General features: G+C 66.4%; 17 protein-coding genes. 4 read left to right on the top strand and 13 right to left on the bottom strand.

Features of this window, described 5'->3' with window-relative positions; all coding sequences use genetic code 11:
• Window positions 1-66: 66 nt before the first annotated feature.
• From ACYQ1K_RS25005 to ACYQ1K_RS24995, 3 genes are all read right to left on the bottom strand, one after another.
• A complete protein-coding gene (locus ACYQ1K_RS25005; RefSeq protein WP_459986205.1) occupies window positions 67-942 on the bottom strand; it encodes an alpha/beta fold hydrolase in 876 nt (291 codons plus the stop codon).
• Window positions 943-1,010: 68 nt separating this feature from the next.
• The gene (locus ACYQ1K_RS25000; RefSeq protein WP_459986204.1) at window positions 1,011-1,778 is read right to left on the bottom strand and encodes an SDR family NAD(P)-dependent oxidoreductase; all 768 of its coding nucleotides are present in this window, start codon (window positions 1,776-1,778) and stop codon (window positions 1,011-1,013) included.
• Window positions 1,779-1,812: 34 nt separating this feature from the next.
• Entirely contained in the window at window positions 1,813-2,595 is a 783-nt protein-coding gene (locus tag ACYQ1K_RS24995) for an SDR family NAD(P)-dependent oxidoreductase (protein ID WP_459986203.1), read from the bottom strand.
• 136 nt (window positions 2,596-2,731) lie between these two features.
• Between ACYQ1K_RS24995 and ACYQ1K_RS24990 the strand changes: the two genes are divergently transcribed.
• From ACYQ1K_RS24990 to ACYQ1K_RS24980, 3 genes are read left to right on the top strand one after another with little or no spacing between them, the layout of a single operon-like run.
• Window positions 2,732-3,880 (top strand): acyl-CoA dehydrogenase family protein, encoded by a 1,149-nt coding sequence (locus tag ACYQ1K_RS24990; RefSeq protein WP_459986202.1) that lies wholly within the window; start codon window positions 2,732-2,734, stop codon window positions 3,878-3,880.
• Window positions 3,877-5,292 (top strand): AMP-binding protein, encoded by a 1,416-nt coding sequence (locus ACYQ1K_RS24985; RefSeq protein ID WP_459986200.1) that lies wholly within the window; start codon window positions 3,877-3,879, stop codon window positions 5,290-5,292. The genes ACYQ1K_RS24990 and ACYQ1K_RS24985 overlap by 4 nt, the downstream gene beginning before the upstream one ends.
• 38 nt (window positions 5,293-5,330) lie before the next feature.
• Complete coding sequence (locus tag ACYQ1K_RS24980) at window positions 5,331-6,134, top strand: DUF6282 family protein (protein ID WP_459986247.1); 804 nt, start codon at window positions 5,331-5,333, stop codon at window positions 6,132-6,134.
• A 9-nt stretch (window positions 6,135-6,143) separates the two neighbouring features.
• On the opposite strand, the gene ACYQ1K_RS24975 is transcribed toward ACYQ1K_RS24980, so the two are convergent.
• The 4 genes from ACYQ1K_RS24975 to ACYQ1K_RS24960 form a co-directional block, all read right to left on the bottom strand.
• Window positions 6,144-6,290, bottom strand: a complete 147-nt coding sequence (locus ACYQ1K_RS24975) for a DUF1059 domain-containing protein (RefSeq protein WP_459986198.1) — start codon at window positions 6,288-6,290, stop codon at window positions 6,144-6,146.
• 80 nt (window positions 6,291-6,370) lie between these two features.
• Entirely contained in the window at window positions 6,371-7,141 is a 771-nt protein-coding gene (locus ACYQ1K_RS24970) for an enoyl-CoA hydratase/isomerase family protein (protein WP_459986196.1), read from the bottom strand.
• Between the two features lie 31 nt (window positions 7,142-7,172).
• Entirely contained in the window at window positions 7,173-8,612 is a 1,440-nt protein-coding gene (locus ACYQ1K_RS24965; RefSeq protein WP_459986195.1) for an aldehyde dehydrogenase family protein, read from the bottom strand.
• The gene (locus tag ACYQ1K_RS24960; protein WP_459986194.1) at window positions 8,612-8,917 is read right to left on the bottom strand and encodes a Dabb family protein; all 306 of its coding nucleotides are present in this window, start codon (window positions 8,915-8,917) and stop codon (window positions 8,612-8,614) included. Before ACYQ1K_RS24960 ends, ACYQ1K_RS24965 begins: the two co-directional genes overlap by 1 nt.
• A 157-nt stretch (window positions 8,918-9,074) precedes the next feature.
• On the opposite strand from ACYQ1K_RS24960, the gene ACYQ1K_RS24955 reads away from it, so the two are divergent.
• Window positions 9,075-10,064, top strand: a complete 990-nt coding sequence (locus ACYQ1K_RS24955) for a substrate-binding domain-containing protein (RefSeq protein WP_459986193.1) — start codon at window positions 9,075-9,077, stop codon at window positions 10,062-10,064.
• Between the two features lie 83 nt (window positions 10,065-10,147).
• Here the strand turns inward: ACYQ1K_RS24955 and ACYQ1K_RS24950 are convergent, their stop codons facing one another.
• The 6 genes from ACYQ1K_RS24950 to ACYQ1K_RS24925 form a co-directional block, all read right to left on the bottom strand.
• Window positions 10,148-11,083: an NAD(P)-dependent oxidoreductase gene (locus ACYQ1K_RS24950; protein ID WP_459986190.1), complete on the bottom strand. Its 936-nt coding sequence runs from the start codon at window positions 11,081-11,083 to the stop codon at window positions 10,148-10,150.
• A complete protein-coding gene (locus ACYQ1K_RS24945; protein ID WP_459986187.1) occupies window positions 11,080-12,588 on the bottom strand; it encodes an aldehyde dehydrogenase family protein in 1,509 nt (502 codons plus the stop codon). The genes ACYQ1K_RS24950 and ACYQ1K_RS24945 overlap by 4 nt, the downstream gene beginning before the upstream one ends.
• Before the next feature lie 93 nt (window positions 12,589-12,681).
• Entirely contained in the window at window positions 12,682-13,656 is a 975-nt protein-coding gene (locus ACYQ1K_RS24940; RefSeq protein WP_459986185.1) for a PDR/VanB family oxidoreductase, read from the bottom strand.
• 42 nt (window positions 13,657-13,698) lie between these two features.
• The gene (locus tag ACYQ1K_RS24935; RefSeq protein WP_459986183.1) at window positions 13,699-14,961 is read right to left on the bottom strand and encodes a cytochrome P450; all 1,263 of its coding nucleotides are present in this window, start codon (window positions 14,959-14,961) and stop codon (window positions 13,699-13,701) included.
• A gap of 135 nt (window positions 14,962-15,096) precedes the next feature.
• The gene (locus tag ACYQ1K_RS24930; RefSeq protein ID WP_459986182.1) at window positions 15,097-15,588 is read right to left on the bottom strand and encodes a MarR family winged helix-turn-helix transcriptional regulator; all 492 of its coding nucleotides are present in this window, start codon (window positions 15,586-15,588) and stop codon (window positions 15,097-15,099) included.
• A 118-nt stretch (window positions 15,589-15,706) separates the two neighbouring features.
• The gene (locus ACYQ1K_RS24925) at window positions 15,707-16,552 is read right to left on the bottom strand and encodes a TauD/TfdA dioxygenase family protein (RefSeq protein ID WP_459986180.1); all 846 of its coding nucleotides are present in this window, start codon (window positions 16,550-16,552) and stop codon (window positions 15,707-15,709) included.
• Window positions 16,553-16,902 lie beyond the last annotated feature (350 nt).

Genomic DNA, 16,902 nt, shown 5'->3' with positions numbered 1-16,902 from the left:
GACAGGCTCCCATCCTCAGATCGCGCCATCTCGTCGCTCCGCCACAGGGATCCGATCGGCGGGGTCTCAGTCCTCGAGCAGGAACTTGAGGGTGACCTCGTTGTACTCGTCGGGCTGCTCGAAGTGAGGCCAGTGCGCCGCATTCTCGATGAGGTGGAATCGGACGTCCGGTATGTACGAAAAGCCTGCCCGGGCATCCTCCCAGGAGTGGATTGGGTTGTGGTCGGTCCAGACCACCTGTGTCGGCGCGTTGATCGTTGCGACCCGCTCGGGCGTGAGCCAATAGTTGGCTGCGTCCTCAGGGTCGAAGAGCCGGCTGAAGAGCTTCGTCAGCGAGCTCTTGATGCCAGGACGCTCATAGATCGCCTGCCGGATCCTGACGAGCTCATCAGGCATCGACGCCGGGTCGTAGACGAGCCACTCCATCCGGCTCCGGACCGAGTCGAAGTCCGTCCTCTCGAGCGACGCCTTGGTCCGCGCCATCAGGTCGGTGACATCACTCTGGTGCTTCGGGTCGGTCGCCGGCAGACCGCCTCCGGTGTTGAGGATCAGTTTGTGGACCCGCTCCGGATGCTTGATGGCAACCCAGGAGGCGACTCGGCCCCCGAAGGATTCCCCGCTGAAGTCCGCCTTGTCGATCCCGGCGACATCCATGAACTTGACGACGTGCTCGATGACATCGCTGGTGAAGTAATCGCAGTCCTCCGGCGTGTCGGTGAAGCCCTGGCCGAGCATGTCGAGCGCATAGTTGCGCCGATACGGCGCATGGGCGCCGAGGTTGCGCACATAGGTCTCAGCGTGGCCCCCTCCGCCATGCAACCAGATCATCGGCGAGCCCTCGCCCGCCTCGATCACGCGCGTGCGAACCCCGTCGACGTCATAGAACTTCTGACCGAACCCGAGGTCGAGCAACTCGTGCCAGACCGTCCACTCATCAGACATGTACTTCCTTCCAACACTGTATTCATGGGAGCGGGCGTGGATCGCGCCCAGCGCCGGCACGGCGGGCGTCAGCGCACCATCGTCCGGCCGCCGTCGATGGCCAGCGTCTGCCCCGTGATGAAACGGGCACCAGGGCTTGCCAGGAACATGAGCAGCGGCGCGAGATGGCGCTGGACGTCGCCTAGCGCGCCGTCGATCGGCGTCACGTCGCGAAGCCTCTGCTCGGCGCGAGCGCGCTGCTCCGGGCTCATGTTGGCTCGGTGATCGGCCGCCATCGGCGTCTCGATGCCGGGGCATATCGAGTTGACGGTGATGCCGTAGGCGCCCCATTCCATCGCCGCACTCCGTGTCCAGCCGAGCACAGCCGCCTTGCTCGCCGCGTAGTCGGCACCGCCCGCGAACCCGCGAACACCGGCCCCGGAGGCGAAGTTGACGATGGCGCCGCCATGGTTCTTTAGGTGACGGAATGCCGCTTGGTTCGTCAGCAATGTGCCGAGGGTGTTGACCGTCATTTGGCGCTGCCAATCGTCCGCCGTGATCTCCTCGGCCTTCGCGTGCAGCATGATCGCCGCCAGGTGGACAAGGACATCGAGACCGTCGAGAACGTCTGTCAGCTCTGAAAACGCGGCATCGACGCTCGCCGCGACGGTGACGTCGCAACGCGAGAACGCCGCGGCGTCGGTCACGGGATCGCCGTTCGGTGCCCCGTGGTGCTCGCATCGGTCCTGATTGTCGAGATACCCGACCCGGGCGCCGGCCTCGACATAGGCGTTCACCAGGGCGGCCCCGATGCCCTGAGCACCGCCGGTGACGATCACTCGACGACCTTGCAGCATGTACTCATCCCTCTCCCGGAAACGTTGGCCACGACTAGAAGGTCACGGTCCCACCGTCGATCTTGAGCACCGACCCCGTGGTGAACGTCGACGCGTCGCTGGCCAGATAGAGCACCGCACTGGCCACCTCTTCGACGGTGCCGCGGCGGCCGAGCGGCGTGCGGGCGGCGAACCTTTCGGCATCAGGATCGAGGGCACGCCCCCCTGTTCGTTCACCGACCATGCCCGGCGCGATCGCGTTGACACGGATGCCGTGCCTCGCCCAGTCCTGCGCGAGCACCATCGTCACGCCGTACAGAGCGAGCTTCGAGGAGCGGTAGAGGAGAAGCTCGGGTCCACCCGTCCACATGCCCACCGAGAGGACGTTGATCAGGCTTCCGTGCCCGCTGGCCGCCAAGTGAGGGAACGCAGCCTGAGCGAGGAAGAACGGGCCTCGTGCATTGGCAGCGTGGATTTCGTCATAATCGGCAGGGGTGATCGCCGCCGGACTCTTAGGCCGGTTGACGCCCGCATTGTTCACGAGGATGTCAAGTCGCCCGAAGCGATCGATCACATCGCTCAGGATCTGCTCGTGATCGTCGACGGCGGAGACGTCCCCGACAACGGGCAGTGAGACACGCCCCACGGAGTCGATCTCCGCGGCCGCGGCCGTGATCGTCTGCGGGTCGCGGCCCACCATGGCCACGTCGGCCCCCGCTTGGGCAAGGGCCTTCGCCATCCCGAGCCCGAGATTGCGGGACGCACCCGTCACCAGGGCTACGCGTCCGGTCAGCTTGTAGGCAGAGAGCTGCCCTGGGCGGTCCTGAGCGGCAGCCACGTCTTGGTCTCCTTCCGGGCGGAGCCGGTCCGCAAAGGATCAACATGGCGTCCGCCACAGTTAATATGCTAATTGTAGTTATGGTGTGTCAACCCTTCCTCTGCTACCCAACGGCACCCGCTTTTGAGGAGACCTGATGTTCCCGCTGCTGCGAGAAGACTCGGCGAAGTCATCCTGGATCGATGTGACCTCGACCGAGCTCGCCTCGCTGGCAGCCGACGCTCGCCAAGAGCTCGATGCTGCGAACCGCGAGAACCGCTTCCCGCGCGAGGTCTACCGGGAGCTCGGGCGTCGTGGCTACGTCGGTGTGATGGCCCCGGCCGCATGGGGCGGTTCTGGCGGTGGAGTCGCTGAGTACGTCGTAGTCAACGAGGAGATCGCTCGCCATGGGCTGGTGCCGAGCCAGGTGGCCAGCCAGGGCGTGCGGTGGCTGCTCGACTGGGGCACCGACGAGCAGAAGGATCAGTGGCTTCGCGGCATCGCCGTCGGCGACTTGGTCTTCTCAGAGTCCATCAGTGAGAAGCAGGCCGGCTCGTCGTTCAGGAAGATGCGAGCCACCGCTGTCCGGGATGGCGGCGACTGGATCCTCAACGGCAGCAAGACCCACGTGAACCTGGGCGCGGACTCCGACGTGACTCTCGTCTACGCCATGGCTCCCGAGGGGCTCACGAGCTTCCTCGTCGACACCTCGCTCCCCGGCGTTCGAAGGCGGGTGACCGAGGCCATCGGCTCCCGCCTCATCCCTACCTCCGACGTCGGGTTCGAAGGCGTGCGAGTCCCTGCCGGCGCAATCCTGGGCGAGCCAGGGAGGGGCATGGACACCTTCCTGTCCACGTTCAACGTGAGCCGGCTGGGCAACGCCTCAGACCTCATTGGGCTCGGACGTCGGGCGCTGCATCTCGGGCTCGAGTACGGCCGAGATCGAGAGGTCGGCGACGTCACGGTGACCGACTTCCAAGGCGTCCAATGGATGGTGGCGAACGCCTGGACCGCTCTTCAGGCGGCCTCGCTTGCGCGCGACCACGGCGCACTGACCCACGAAGCAGGCGCTGACATCGCACTCCACACGTCGACGGCTAAGAAGTTGGCGGCGGCCGCGGCGGAGCTGGCCAGCGAGGCGTCCTACACCCTTACCGGCGGCCACGGTTTGTACTGCGACCAGCCCTTGACGGACATTGCGAACGACATCAAGGTCTACAAGGTCGCCGGTGGGTCGGTCGAGATTCTGCGCAATCACATCGCGCGGCGTGTTCTCGAGGACCCCGGACACGAGGGCCTGGCATGACCGGCAATCTCGCCGAAGTCATCGTCGCCACCGCGAAGGCCCGGCCCGATCTCCGGATCGGCATCCTCGGCGACGAGCTCCGATTGGATGACGCGCTCGCGCTGGCAGCGGGACGAGCAGTCGAGATGCTCGACTCCGGACTCTCGCCCGGTGACCGAGTGGCGATGATTGCGCACAACAGCACGGACTACATCGTCACGTGGCTCGGCTCCCTGTTAGCCGGTACCCCCGTCGCGTTGGTCAATCCCACGTACCCAGCCGCACTGATCGAGGAGATGCTGGATCCTCTCGTTCCGCAGGTCGTCATGGACCATCACGCGATCATGGGCAGCCGGACCACCGATAGGCAGTCGTCCGAGCGGGGCCTCCCGGGCCTTACGGTCTCGCCTCATGCGGTGGTGTCCTATATGCACACATCGGGGACGAGCGGGCTGCCGAAGTTCTGCGCTCAGAGCGGGTCGTACTTCCTACGCCTCGCCCGCGTGATGGCGAATGTGCTTGAGCTCGACAGGGTCGACAGGGTGCTCGCCCCGCTGCCGCTCTACCACGTCAACCCTCTGGGGTACGGCGTGATCCCGGCCCTCCTGGCGGGCGCCGACGCCTTGACGGTTCGTCGCTTCTCGGCGAGCTCGTTCTGGCCCGACGTCGTGGGCGCCGGCGTGAGCGTGTGCATACTGCATGCCCCCCCGGTGGAGATCCTCAAGCGGCGCACCACGCCCGACGCCGCGGCAGGGCATCGGATTCGCGCCATGTTCTATGCCGACGCCGAGTTCCAGCGTGCCTTCGGGATCCCGAAGGCTGTCTCGGCTTACGGCTCGACCGAGCTCGGTGGAGTCAGCCATCTCACCTGTTGGTCGACCGCTGGCGAGATATCCCCTGACGCCGGCCGTCACGGCGGGAAGGTTCGCGAAGACTTGGAGTGGAGGCTCCGTCCCGACGGAACCATCCTCGTGCGGGAGCTCGAGCCCGGTGCCATGTTCGACGGCTACGTCGTTCCCGGTGGCATTGACTCGGCACGCGATGCCGACGGATGGTTCGACACGGGCGACCTCGGCCTCGACGACGGGGAAGGAGGGCTCGTCTTCCTCGAACGCCAGTCAGAGTCGATCCGGGTCAAGGGCGAGTTCGTCCCCATCCCGTTCGTTGAGGGCCGGCTCACCAAGGTCGATGGACTCGACGACTACGCCGTCTGGAAACGGTCCAGCGAGATGGTCGATGAGGAGGTCGTCGCTTACGTCGTGGCGCCCGCCATCCCGGTCGAGTCGATTCGCCGGGAGGTCGCCGACCTGCCCACGTTCATGCGTCCGGTCGCCGTCGCGCGGGTCGAATCCCTCCCTCGTGACGCCGCTGCCGGCAAGGTGCAGCGGCGCCGCCTCCACGAACAGCCGGTGCTCGAGTGGGCGGTCCTGTGACCGCGCAGCCGGCCGAGCGGCCGTCGTGGGCCGAAGGGATGACGGATCTTCACGTCCACGCCTCACCCAGCCTCATGCCACGACATGGGAACGACGGAGAGACCGTGGCGGCGGAGCAGGCACAGGGGATCTCGACGATCGTCTTGAAGGCACACGAAGGCAGCACGGTCGAGCGAGCAGCGCTCGCCGGCGAGAACGTGTACGGCGGAATCGTGCTCAACAGCCCCGTCGGGGGCGCCAATCCCGACGCGGTCGAGGTCGCCGCTCGCCTCGGCGGGCGCGTCGTGTGGATGCCGACCGTCTCGTCACCCAACCACCAGGCGTCGTCACGCTCCCCCGAGCTCGCAGTCCATTCGCACGTCACCCTTCGAGCCGTCGGCGTCGTGGAGGACGGCAGACTGCGAGCGGAGTGGTACGACGTCCTCGACGCGGTCGCCCATCATGATCTGTTGCTCGGCAGTGGCCACCTCAGCGTCGAGGAGACCGTCGTGGTCTTCACCGAAGCGAGGAAGCGGGGCGTCGAGCGACTGCTGGTGAACCATCCGAAGATGGCGTTCATGCATTGGGCCGACCCGCTTGGCCCGGAGTTGAGACGACTTGGAGCCCATCTCGAGCTCGGGATCCTTCCGGACCTTCTGACCGATCCGCCCGACGCGTCACTGTCGCTGGTCGGCCACTACCCGAACGAGCTCCTCGTCTTCGGGGCCGACCTCGGCCACGCGGACCATCCTGCGCCAGCAGAGATCGTGCCTGGCTGGCTCCGCAAGCTGGAGCGGCACGCCGGCGCCAAAGCAGCGGCAGCCATCACCACCGGCAACTCGCGCCAGCTCCTCGCCCGGTGAACGCGAGCGTCACCAGGCCATGAACAGAATCTCGTCACGGGTGTAGTGGTGGTCGGGGTGCTTCTGCTTGAGGTGCTCTTGCGCCGCGGCGACGAGCTCGTTCTCGTCAGCACCCTTGATCAGCTCGCCACACGGGCAGTTGAGATGCGTCTTCATGGCTTTTCAACCTCTTCTCGATTTCTCTGTCGGCCGAACCACTCGGCCGACGTGATACGTAGGCTCTGGCGCTTGGCCGATCAGCGACCTTGCCAATGCGGCTCGCGCTTCTCAAGGAAGGCAGCGATGCCCTCTTGACGGTCCTCGGAGAGATAGGGGTTCGGCCCGACGTCGAGGGTCACCGCCGCCATCAGCGGAAGGGCTTGACCCTTGACCATCAGTTCCTTCATCCGCCGCAGACTCAGTGGCGCGTTCCGCGCAATTGCCTCGGCGTACTGGATGGCCGCTTCGCGGACCTCACCGGGTGCCACGATCCGCTGCACCAGCCCCCACGGTTGAAGCTCCTCCACCGGCACGAGCCGGCCGGTGAAGAGCAGATCCGAGGCAACGCCTCTCGGCACGCGGCGAGAGAGCGCAGTCGTGCCGAACGAGCCGGCCATGCCGACCTTGGCCTCAGGCATGCCGACCTGGCTCCCACCCACCGCGAACACGACATCACAGGCAAGCGCGAGCTCGAACCCGCCTCCGACCGCGGCGCCGTTCAGGGCGGCGATGGTCGGCTTGTACGTCGTCGACAACACGTCCCACACCGAGCGCTCGGCGCCGGCATAGGGGCCCCGCCACTGACCCGGCAACGAACGGATCTCCTTCAGATCAACACCGGGGCAGAATGTGCGGTCTCCCACGGCCGTCAACACGATGACCGACACGTCGTCATCGGACCCTGCGTCGAGCAGCGCCTCGACAAGCGACGACTGAAGGCTCATCGACAGGGCGTTCAGGCTCTCGGGCCGGTTCAAGGTGAGGACACGTACCCGCCCGACCTGTTCGACGAGAAGCTCCTGCGACATCGACCCTCCCCCGCTCATCATGCCGTCGACGTCACGGCAGCACGTGGGCCTCGGCGGTGAAGTTAGCCGACTTCACCTCGAGGAACTCCTCGATGCCGTAGACCCCGAACTCGCGGCCGTATCCCGACTGCTTGTAGCCCCCGAAAGGGGCGTCGATGTTCAGCCGGCCGCCGTTGACGCCGACAAGTCCGACTCTGAGCCGCTTCGCGATCTGAGCCGCATCGGCGCCCCAGACCGCTCCGGTCAAGCCGTAATCGGAGTCGTTGGCGATCTCAACCGCCTGGTCCACGTCGTCGTAGCCGATGATCGAGAGCACCGGCCCGAAGATCTCCTCGCGCGCAACCGTCATCGACGAGGTGACGTCGGAGAGCACCGTCGGCGCGACGTAGTGGCCGACCTGAGGCACCTCGGCGTCGGGTCCGCCGACGACCAGCCGAGCTCCTTCGGCGATGCCCGCCTGGATGAAGCCGAGCACGCGTTGCTTGTGGTCATCCGAAACCACCGGCCCCATCGTGGTCGACTCGTCGGAGGGGTCACCGACCGTGAGACTCTGCGCGAACTCCGCAGCCGCAGCCTCTGCCTCGGCGACCGTATCGTTCGGCACGATGAGCCGCGTGAGTGAGGCGCACACCTGACCGGAGTTGCCGAAGCAGCGCGCGGCCGTGGCCTTCGCGACCGCAGCGATGTCCGCGTCGGGTAGGGCGATCGATGGACCCTTGCCACCCAGCTCCAGAGAGACACGCTTGATCGTCGCCGCACCGGTCGCCGCTATCCTGCGCCCGACCGGGGTCGACCCGGTGAAGGAGACTGCGTCGACCTGTCGGTCGGCGACCAACGCCTCGCCGACCGTGTCACCGCGACCGGTCACGATGTTGAGTGCCCCGGCCGGAAGACCCGCTTCGCTGAACGCATCGGCTAGGACATAGGTGTTGAGCGGCGCGAGCTCCGACGGCTTGAGGATCACCGTGCAGCCGGCGAGCAGAGCGGCGCCGACCTTGGCAACCGCCTGGTGCAGGGGGAAGTTCCACGGCGTGATCGCCACAACGACGCCCATCGGCTCGCGGTACACCGCGGTCGAGCCGATCTGCGATGACCACTCGACCTTCTCAGCGGCCCTTGCGAGCGCGTCGAGCACCTCGACCGAACGTCCCACCTGCGTCGTCTTCGTCAAGCTCACCGGGGATCCGAGCTCGGCGGTGATCGTCTCGGCAACCTCGGCCGCCTTCGTCTCGATCACGCGCGCGGCTGCGCGAACGACCCTGATGCGCTCCTGGACCGGTGTCCTCGACCAGGCGTCGAACGCACCCCGAGCCGCCTTCACGGCCGCCTCCGCGTCCGCCGGCGACCCGGCTGCCACCTCAGCGAGCACCTCGGTGGTCGTCGGGTTCTCGACCGCGATCCGCTCTGCGCTCGCGGAGGGGACCCACTCCCCTCCGACGTACTGCAACCCTGCGCGGTCGAGACCGATCATCACTTCTCCGTCCAGTACTGCACGACACTGATCCCGCCCACCAGGTCCAGGTCCTTCAGGGTCTCGCGCACGACGTCGTGGGCCGGATGCTTGCCGTAGGCCTGCCAGCCTTCAGCGTCGTCGAAGTCGGCGACGAGCGCCCAGTTCGCACCGCCCGGACGGACACCGGCGTCCGGACCGTGCGAGAACGCGCGAACCGTCGGCGCCTGAGCTCCGAGGTCGTCGTGGACCTTCTTGAACAGGGCGAGGTCCTCCTCCGAGGGCTCCCGCTTCCAGGTCATCTGTACGACGTGACGAAAGATCATCTGTTCCTCCTGTGCGATGGACGACGGCCGAGGGACACTCCAGGCGACCCGCCGCATATCCTTCCCGAGAATCTGTGCGTATGGTATCTATGTTTTTCCACAGTGGCAACGCTCGCAGCACTACGGGCAATGTTCGCTCCGAGCAGGAGGTAACCCCATGCCAGAGCCCCTTCGATTCGTGTTCGGTGGGAGCTACGACCGCGTCGCCAACCTGCCTGCGGTGGCCGCCGCGAGCGGTCTCGACATCGAGAATCACATCGTCTCGAGCCCCAAGGACGCCTTCGCATTGTTGTCCTCGGGCGAGGGCGGGTTCGCCGGGGGCGAGCTCTCCTCGTCGTTCTACATGACGATGCGATCGAAGCTCGGTGACGACTGCCCGCTGGCCGGCCTTCCGGTCTGGATCTCGCGGTCGTTCCGTCACAGCAACGTGTGGGTCCGCGAAGACTCAGAGCTCGAGAGCCCCGCTCAGCTCGCCGGCAAGACGATCGCGCTCCCTGAGTACGGCATGACCATGGCCGTCTGGCTTCGAGGCACGTTCCAGGACGAGTACGGCGTCAAACCGACAGACGTCTCCTGGATCACCCACCGCGCTCCCGTCGGCCTCGACGAGGCGACACTGAAGCTCCCGACGGATGTCGACATCTCGCCGGCGCCCGACGCCAGCAGCCTGCCCGCGCTTCTGCGCGACGGCGTCGCGGACGCCTGGATCGGCGCCGGGACCTACCCTCCGCCACCCGGTATCCGCCGACTGTTCCTCGACGCACCGGCGGTCGAACGCGACTACTACCGGCGCACGAGCATCTTTCCCGTGATGCACACCCTGGTCGTGCGACGCGAGGTCCTCGCCTCTGATCCGCTCCTGGCACAGCGACTCGTTGACGCCTTCGAAGAGACCAAGCGTCTCGCGATCGAGAAGCTGTGGTCGACGAGCGTCTCCTACCCGACGATGCCGTGGACTCTCGCCGCCGTCGAGGAGCAGTACGCCGTCATGGGGGGCGACCCGTGGCCCTACGGGCTGGAACGAAACCAGCCGACCACGGCCGCACTCGGGCGATACCTGCGCGAGCAGGAGCTCGTCTGGGCCGACCTGCCGATCGAGGACTACTTCCTGCCCATCGAGCCGAGCAACCGCGAAGCGACAGCCTGATCCGTGCGAGCCCGGATCGGCTCTGTCAGCTCTGCAGCAGACGATGCCCGCAACCTTGGTTGCGGGCATCGTGGCTGTGAGGGCTACTTCTGGCCGGCGCACTCCGGGTGGACGCCGGCCTCGCGGAAGGGCGCCGCGAGCTCGAGTGTGCAGACCGAGCAGCGCGGAGCTGGCGTATAGGCGTCCCCGAGCGAGTCGAGGTAGCTGTCGCGTCGCTCGATCCTCCGGACGGTCGTGGTGGCGGCAACCGAAGCCAGCGGCAGCACGAGACCTGCCTGCCCCGCGGCGGAAGCGAACGAGCTGAGGTCCTTCTCGAACACCAACTCGGCGGGTGTCGTGCCCGGCGGGTTGTTGCGGCGGATGCGGTCCTGGAGGCCCCAGGCACGGATCTGCTTCGAGTCTGCCGAGCTCGTGGTGAGCACCGTGACGAGGTCGTCCTCATCGATGCCGTACGCCCGCGCGAAGTCGGTCGCCTCGAGCATCAGGTTATAGCTCGACATCGTCATGAAGTTGACGGCGAGCTTGACCGCCGAGCCGGCACCTGCGGGACCGCAGTGGAACAGCTCACGCCCGATCGCGTCGAAGACCGGCCAGACCGTACTGACGGTCTCGTCGCTGCCACCGATCATGACCGTGAGGTCGCCGGTCTTCGCGCGCGCCACGCCGCCGGCCACTGCGGCGTCGACGATGGCGATGTCCTTGAAGGCCGGGTCGGCCCCGAGGGCTTGCACGAATGCGGGCGTCACAGTGCTGTGGATGATGACGGCCCGCGCGTGCCCGACAGCGACCACCTGCTCGACGACGTCGCGCACCTGAGCCTCGTTGAGGACCACTACGCCGACCACGTCGACAAGGCCGGCGAGCTCCGCCACCGAGCCACATGCCTTAGCGCCCCGCTCTTCGAGGGCCTGCGCCGGCTCAGGCCGCACGTCGTAGACGAACGTATCGATCCCGGCCCTCACGATGGAGGCGGCGATCTGCTCCCCCATGTTTCCCAGTCCGACAATGCCAACCTTCACGCCATTCCTCCATCTGCTTCTGTGTGGCGATGCCGGCCGAACGACGCGGCACCCGATTCGGGCGAGAACCCGTGCAAGTTCAGACGCTCACCGGTGACCGAGACGCCGAGGGTCTTGAGCTCGGTGAAGCTCAAGATCCCTTCCGCTCCCCGCTCGCGCCCTTGGCCGGAGTCGCCGGACCCGCCGAAGGGCGCATCGAGCCGGAGCCTGGAACTGTTCACCGTCGCTTGTCCCGCGCGGATTCGTCGCGCCACTCCTCGCCCGCGTTCGGCGTCGCCCGACCAGACGGCCGCAGCGAGGCCGTAGGCGCAGTCGTTCGCGATCCGGACGGCGTCGTCCTCGTTGTCGTACGGCACGATGCACAGCACAGGCCCGAACACCTCGTACCGGGCCACCTCCATGTGCGGGGCGACGTCAGTCAGCACCGTTGGCGCCACGTAATGACCTCCAGCCGGAACGCGAGCGTTCGGGCCGCCGACCAGCAGGCGAGCGCCCTCGCGGATCCCCGACTCGATGAGCTCGAGGACGGCCACCCGCTGGCTCGCGGAAATGAGGGGTCCGATCGACGTCGTCTCATCCGCGGGAGGACCCATTCGCAGTTCAGCCACAGCTCTGGCGACCGCAGCCTCCACTTCCAACTGCAGCCGGCGCGGTACGAGCATCCGCGATAGCGACCCGCATGCCTGCCCGGAGTTGGAGAAGCAGCTCTCGACCGTCGCGCGCGCCGCCAACTCGATGTCGGCATCGTCGAGAAGCACCGACGGAGACTTCCCTCCGAGACCGAGGACCACCCGCTTGAGCCCGCTCGCGGCCAGTTGCGCGACGTGACGTCCGACCTCCGTGGTGCCGGTGAACGTCACGGCATCGACACCCGGGTGCGACACGAGGGCCTCCCCGACGATGCCACGTCCGGTCACCAGGTTCAGGACACCTGCCGGGAGGCCAGCCCGAACGAAGGCATCGACGAGGGGAAACGCGGCCAGTGACGCGAGTTCCGAGGGCTTCAGCACGACGGTGCAACCGGCGAGGAGCACCGAGCCGACCTTGATGATCATCTGCTCGAGCGGTCGGCTCCACGACGTGACCGCCGCGACGACGCCGACGGGATCACGGGATGTCTCCATGCCGCCGTCGGTCTCACGCCAAGGCAGCCCCGCGGCCGACTCGCAGAGCAAACGCCCGATCTCCAGGGCCCGTGCCACCTGCCTGTCCCGCGCCTCCGCGATCGGAGTCCCGACCTCACGGCAGAGCAGGCCGGCAAGCTCCTCCTTCTGCTCGTCGAGGCTCGAGATCGCCGCGGCCACGAGCTCGATGCGTTGCGGTGGCGGCGTCGCGGACCAGACCGCGAAAGCGGCACGCCCAGCAGCGACTGCTTGGTCGACCTCGAAGTGCTCGGCTGCCGCGATCTGGTCGAGCACGCCGCCCGTGGAGGGATCGACGGCATCGATGAGCCGACCGGATGAGGGCGGAACCCAGTGACCTCCGATGAAGAACTGTGCTGACACCTCGAGACTCCTTCGGGTGACGTCTTGACGATGCCCGTGGCTCGGCGGGGTCCGCCTCACCGGAGGCGTCGCCGCCCGAAGCACGAGCGCTGCTCAGAGATCGAGGACCAGCTTGGCCGACTTCGATCGACCGACACAGATGAGCATCGTGCCGTCGGCGTCGTGCTCCTCCGGCGTCATCAACGTGCCGCGATGCACGGGCTCACCTTCGAGCACATTGGACTCGCAGCTCCCGCAGTAGCCCTCCTGGCACGAGAAGGCGATGTCGGGCCGTATCTCTTGGACGACCTCGAGGATGCTTTGGTCAGCCGCAACGTGAAGCGTCACACCGGATGCTCGCAGTTCGACATCGAACGCGATGTCGCCGCTCTCGTCGAACTCCAAAGGCGCGGAGGGAGCAGTGAAGCGCTCGAAGTGCAGCCTGTCCGAGACACCGGCCGCACTGCAGGCCTCCGCGACCGCGTCGAGCAGGGCAGCGGGGCCGCAAGAGTAGACGACCGCGTCGGCCGCCAGCGAGCCGATGATCCCGGCGATGTCGAGCAGGCCGTCCACGTCCTGCGGGACGATCGTCGTGCGCTCACCGCCAAGCGCTTCGAGCTCATCGACGAACGCCATCGACTCGCGGGTCCGGCCGCCGTAGTACAAACGCCAGGTGGCGGACCGCCGTTCCAGCTCCTCGACCATCGCCTTGATCGGGGTGATCCCGATGCCTCCGGCGATAAGGACGTACTCTGGCGCGTCCGCCAGCGAGAAGTGATTGCGTGGCGGGTGAGACAGGATCTCGGTGCCGACGGTCCACTCGTCGAAGATCTCCTTCGACCCTCCGCGGCTCTCCTGCTCACGCAGGACGGCGACCGCGTAGGTCGCAGAGTCAGCGGGATCCCCGCAGAGCGAGTACTGTCGCGCAAGACCAGACGGCAATCGCATGTCGAGATGCGCGCCCGGCGTCCATGCCGGCAGGGCGTCCCCGCCGACCGGCTCGAGCTCGAGCCGCACGACGTCACGGGCGATCTCGGCACGGTGACGCAGCCTCAGCTTGATCTGCGACTGGTCGGTGTTGTCAACCACGATCGTTCTTCTCTCTGGATCTGTGCTTGGTGCCGGGCTTGTCTACAACGGCATGACGACGTCGTAGCGGACGAAGCGCGTGCCGCCCTCCGAGCCCGTGGCCTCCTCCTGGATGCCTTCAGGATCGAGTCGCATGCCGTGCTTCAACTGCAGGCGGAGCATCTTGACCAAGACGCCCTGGGCATCGTTGTCGCCCTGCTCCCAGATCAGGATGGGGCGGCCGAGGCACATGTGAGTGCCGGCACCGAAGGAGAGCCCCCAACCGGCCACCTTCTCCTTCAGAGGCTTACGGTGTGGGTCGTAGACGTCGACCTCCTCACCGAACACCGACGGGTCGCGGTCAGCGGGTCCGAGCCAGCCGTAGACCCAATCCCCCTTCTTGATCTCGCGTCCACTCTCGAGAGTGACGTCCTCCTGGGCGATGCGGGCAAGGTAGGGACGAGTCGCTCGGTGCAGTCGAAGCGACTCCGCGAGGGCAGCGTTGAGGAACGCGCGGTCCTCGATGCGCGCGCGGTCCTCGGGATGCTTCTCAAGCCAGGGGAGGATGTCGTCGAGCCCGTAGGCCGAGATGGCGACGGGGTTGTTGATGGAACCCGCCATGAGCTCCACCATCTCTCGGAAGATCGCGGTGTCGTCGATGGCGTCGAGGTCTTCCTGCACGGCGATCATGCTGGTGATCAGGTCGCCCGGGAGTGCGTCCTTCTTGGCGACGTCGTCGCCGGCCTCGCGGACGAGCTCCAACCGCCGCGTGAAGCTCGGCATGTAGATCTCCTCGCGGATCGCCTCGACGGACCGCCGAGCGTTGACGAGGAGCTCCTCCTTGTGCTCGTCAGGGGCGTACTCAATGGTGATCCCCATGACCACGTGGGTGGCGAGCTCGCGGAACCGCTCGATGTCCTCCTCGGTCTCGATCTGGTCGATCCCGATCATCCTCGCCATGAACCGCCAGTACACGCGCGCCGCGAAGTCGAGCAGGTCGAATCGGACCTCCGTGGCGCCCGGCTCAGCGTCGGCCTTCGTCAGGTCGATGTAGTGCTGGAAGATCTCGTCGAACGCCCTGCCTTCAGCACCCCACGGCATCTTCGGACTGAGCATCCGGGCGAGCCCCTTGCGGCGGTTGAGGTGCTCGCGACCGTCGATGGCCACGAGGGTCCCGCCGACGAACTCGAGCGACTCCTGCTTCGTTCCCTCCAGCAGGAAGTCGCGGTTCCGGCGCAGAACCTCCTCCACGTCGTGGTAGCCACGAAGGCTCACACCCGTGCTGAGATCCCAGCCACCATGGGGGCTGCCTGCCACGTTGGTCATTCTTGCTACCACCTTCGTCGATTGGCCGGGGTCTGCGTAACATCCCGAAACCATGTTCATGATACTAACAATTCTGCATGTGACCCGCAACACGGTCCCTGGTCCGATCACCGAACTCCCGAGATACGGGGCGGGTCACGTACGACCGGCTACGCCGACCTGCCGGTCGCACCGCGAGTCCACCGCCCGTGCCGCTCGAAGGTCGGACCCTCGCACTTCCTCAGGGAGCGGACCGCAGGCGGCCAACCGCTCCATGATGAGGCTGGCAGCAGCGAGGATGGCCCACTCGGCGTCACTGACGTTGACATCCAAGGCGCACGCGAGCCACACGCTCCGTCGCTGAAGGATCGCCTCGATCAGATCGCTTCCCGCCGGCGTGATATCGAGAAGCGCCCGACGGCGATCAAGCGGATCGATGCGGCTTGTGATCAGACCCTGCCTCCTGAGCGCGGCGACGATCTCGGAGGCCGACTGCTGGCTGATGTGCTCGACCCTCGCGAGCTCGCCGACCGTGATGTCCCCGGCGTCTGCCACGCGTCCCAGGACCGAGAGCTGCGACAGCGTCTGCTTGCCGGTCACGACTGCCTGCTCGGCATGCAGACGAGCACGCAGACGGGTTGCCGCCATCGAGAGATCCGCCGACAGATTGGGCCAGGCTTCACGTACGTTCACGACTGCTCCGATCGACAGGCTGGAAGGTGCGGAGCATCCCCCACGCCGTGGGAATCGCGTGCGAGGATCACGGTCAGCCGAGGTCGGGCGCGTCCCATGAGAGGCTGCTCAGCACAAGCCGACGCAGGTGGCGCGTGCTGGAGTCGACTGCCGCCGAACGCGCGTGCTGAGCCGCGTAGTTGTCCCACACGACCAGGTCACCGTTGGCGTAGTGGTGTGAGGAGGTGTTCGACGCGTCGTACAGCACCTCGAACAGCTCCTGCAGGACCGCTTCGCCCTCGTCCGAGTGCGGACCGAACTCGACGAGGTGGCTGGTGTAGAACTCGCTGACGAACAGCGTCTTGCGGCCGCTGTGCGGCAGCGTCAACACGACGGGGTGCACTGCATGACGGACATCCGCGAGCGTCCGGCCCTGCGGGAAGTCCGCCTCACGAACTCGCCGCGACTCCTGGGTCGGGTCGTCGTAGTCGAGGATGTTGACGGCGTGCAGTTCCTCGACCTTCGCACGCATTTCGTCAGAGAGCAGCTCGTAGGCTCGAACGCCGCTGGCAAACAGCGTCGGAGCCGAGGTGCTCGAGACGTCGATCGCATACAGCGACGTGCCGGAGCGCGGTCGAGCTCGGTAGGCCCCGTCGTTATGGAAGAGCAGGCGCCCCCCTCCATCGCCGGCAGCGTTCTCGACATTCCTGTTCGTCATGAACTGGTGATAGGCGCCGTTGTCAAACCGCTCCAGTGGGCCGAGATACTGGACGAAGCGGTCTTGGTCCGCCCCCTCGAGATCCTGTCCGCGGACTACGAGCAGGGAGTAGTCGGCGAACGCCTTGCGGACGGCCATGATCTCAGCCTCGCTCAAGGACTCGGTCAGGTCGACCCCGACCACCTCCGCTCCGAGTGGGGCATCGATCGGCTTGATCTCCATGGTGACGCTCCTAGATCGACGACCTCATCTATTCAGAACTTAATCATGGTTTCAGCAAGATCAACAGGCCTTTTGTGGTTTTTCTTGGCAGCGGGAGCCGGAGCCCCCTGGCACTGCACAACAAGGCAGTACTTCGCCGCACCACCCGACAACGAAAGGGCCCGTGACCGTGGAGCACACCGTCGGGGCCAATAGCCGGCGCCGTATTGGCTCCCGTCCACCTGAAACCGGTGAGCAATTTGCAAAGGACGCTAGTAACGATAATCACAGTATGCAAGCATCGGCCCGTACGGTTTCGAGACGCAGGCCACAAGGCCCCGTTGATCGCACCCGAACGTCGTCTCTCACTT

The sequence above is a fragment of the Nocardioides sp. AN3 genome (genome assembly GCF_054653495.1).
The sequence above is the reverse complement of the archived record's forward strand: the minus strand, read 5'-3'. Positions and strand labels throughout refer to the sequence as shown.

What these genes read in the sequence shown, in the direction of transcription:
- ACYQ1K_RS25005 (WP_459986205.1), bottom strand. Translation starts at nt 942, where the DNA reads ATGTCTGATGAGTGGACGGTCTGGCACGAGTTGCTCGACCTCGGGTTC.
- ACYQ1K_RS25000 (WP_459986204.1), bottom strand. Translation starts at nt 1,778, where the DNA reads ATGCTGCAAGGTCGTCGAGTGATCGTCACCGGCGGTGCTCAGGGCATC.
- ACYQ1K_RS24990 (WP_459986202.1), top strand. Translation starts at nt 2,732, where the DNA reads ATGTTCCCGCTGCTGCGAGAAGACTCGGCGAAGTCATCCTGGATCGAT.
- ACYQ1K_RS24985 (WP_459986200.1), top strand. Translation starts at nt 3,877, where the DNA reads ATGACCGGCAATCTCGCCGAAGTCATCGTCGCCACCGCGAAGGCCCGG.
- ACYQ1K_RS24980 (WP_459986247.1), top strand. Translation starts at nt 5,331, where the DNA reads ATGACGGATCTTCACGTCCACGCCTCACCCAGCCTCATGCCACGACAT.
- ACYQ1K_RS24975 (WP_459986198.1), bottom strand. Translation starts at nt 6,290, where the DNA reads ATGAAGACGCATCTCAACTGCCCGTGTGGCGAGCTGATCAAGGGTGCT.
- ACYQ1K_RS24970 (WP_459986196.1), bottom strand. Translation starts at nt 7,141, where the DNA reads ATGTCGCAGGAGCTTCTCGTCGAACAGGTCGGGCGGGTACGTGTCCTC.
- ACYQ1K_RS24965 (WP_459986195.1), bottom strand. Translation starts at nt 8,612, where the DNA reads ATGATCGGTCTCGACCGCGCAGGGTTGCAGTACGTCGGAGGGGAGTGG.
- ACYQ1K_RS24960 (WP_459986194.1), bottom strand. Translation starts at nt 8,917, where the DNA reads ATGATCTTTCGTCACGTCGTACAGATGACCTGGAAGCGGGAGCCCTCG.
- ACYQ1K_RS24955 (WP_459986193.1), top strand. Translation starts at nt 9,075, where the DNA reads ATGCCAGAGCCCCTTCGATTCGTGTTCGGTGGGAGCTACGACCGCGTC.
- ACYQ1K_RS24935 (WP_459986183.1), bottom strand. Translation starts at nt 14,961, where the DNA reads ATGACCAACGTGGCAGGCAGCCCCCATGGTGGCTGGGATCTCAGCACG.
- ACYQ1K_RS24930 (WP_459986182.1), bottom strand. Translation starts at nt 15,588, where the DNA reads ATGGCGGCAACCCGTCTGCGTGCTCGTCTGCATGCCGAGCAGGCAGTC.
- ACYQ1K_RS24925 (WP_459986180.1), bottom strand. Translation starts at nt 16,552, where the DNA reads ATGGAGATCAAGCCGATCGATGCCCCACTCGGAGCGGAGGTGGTCGGG.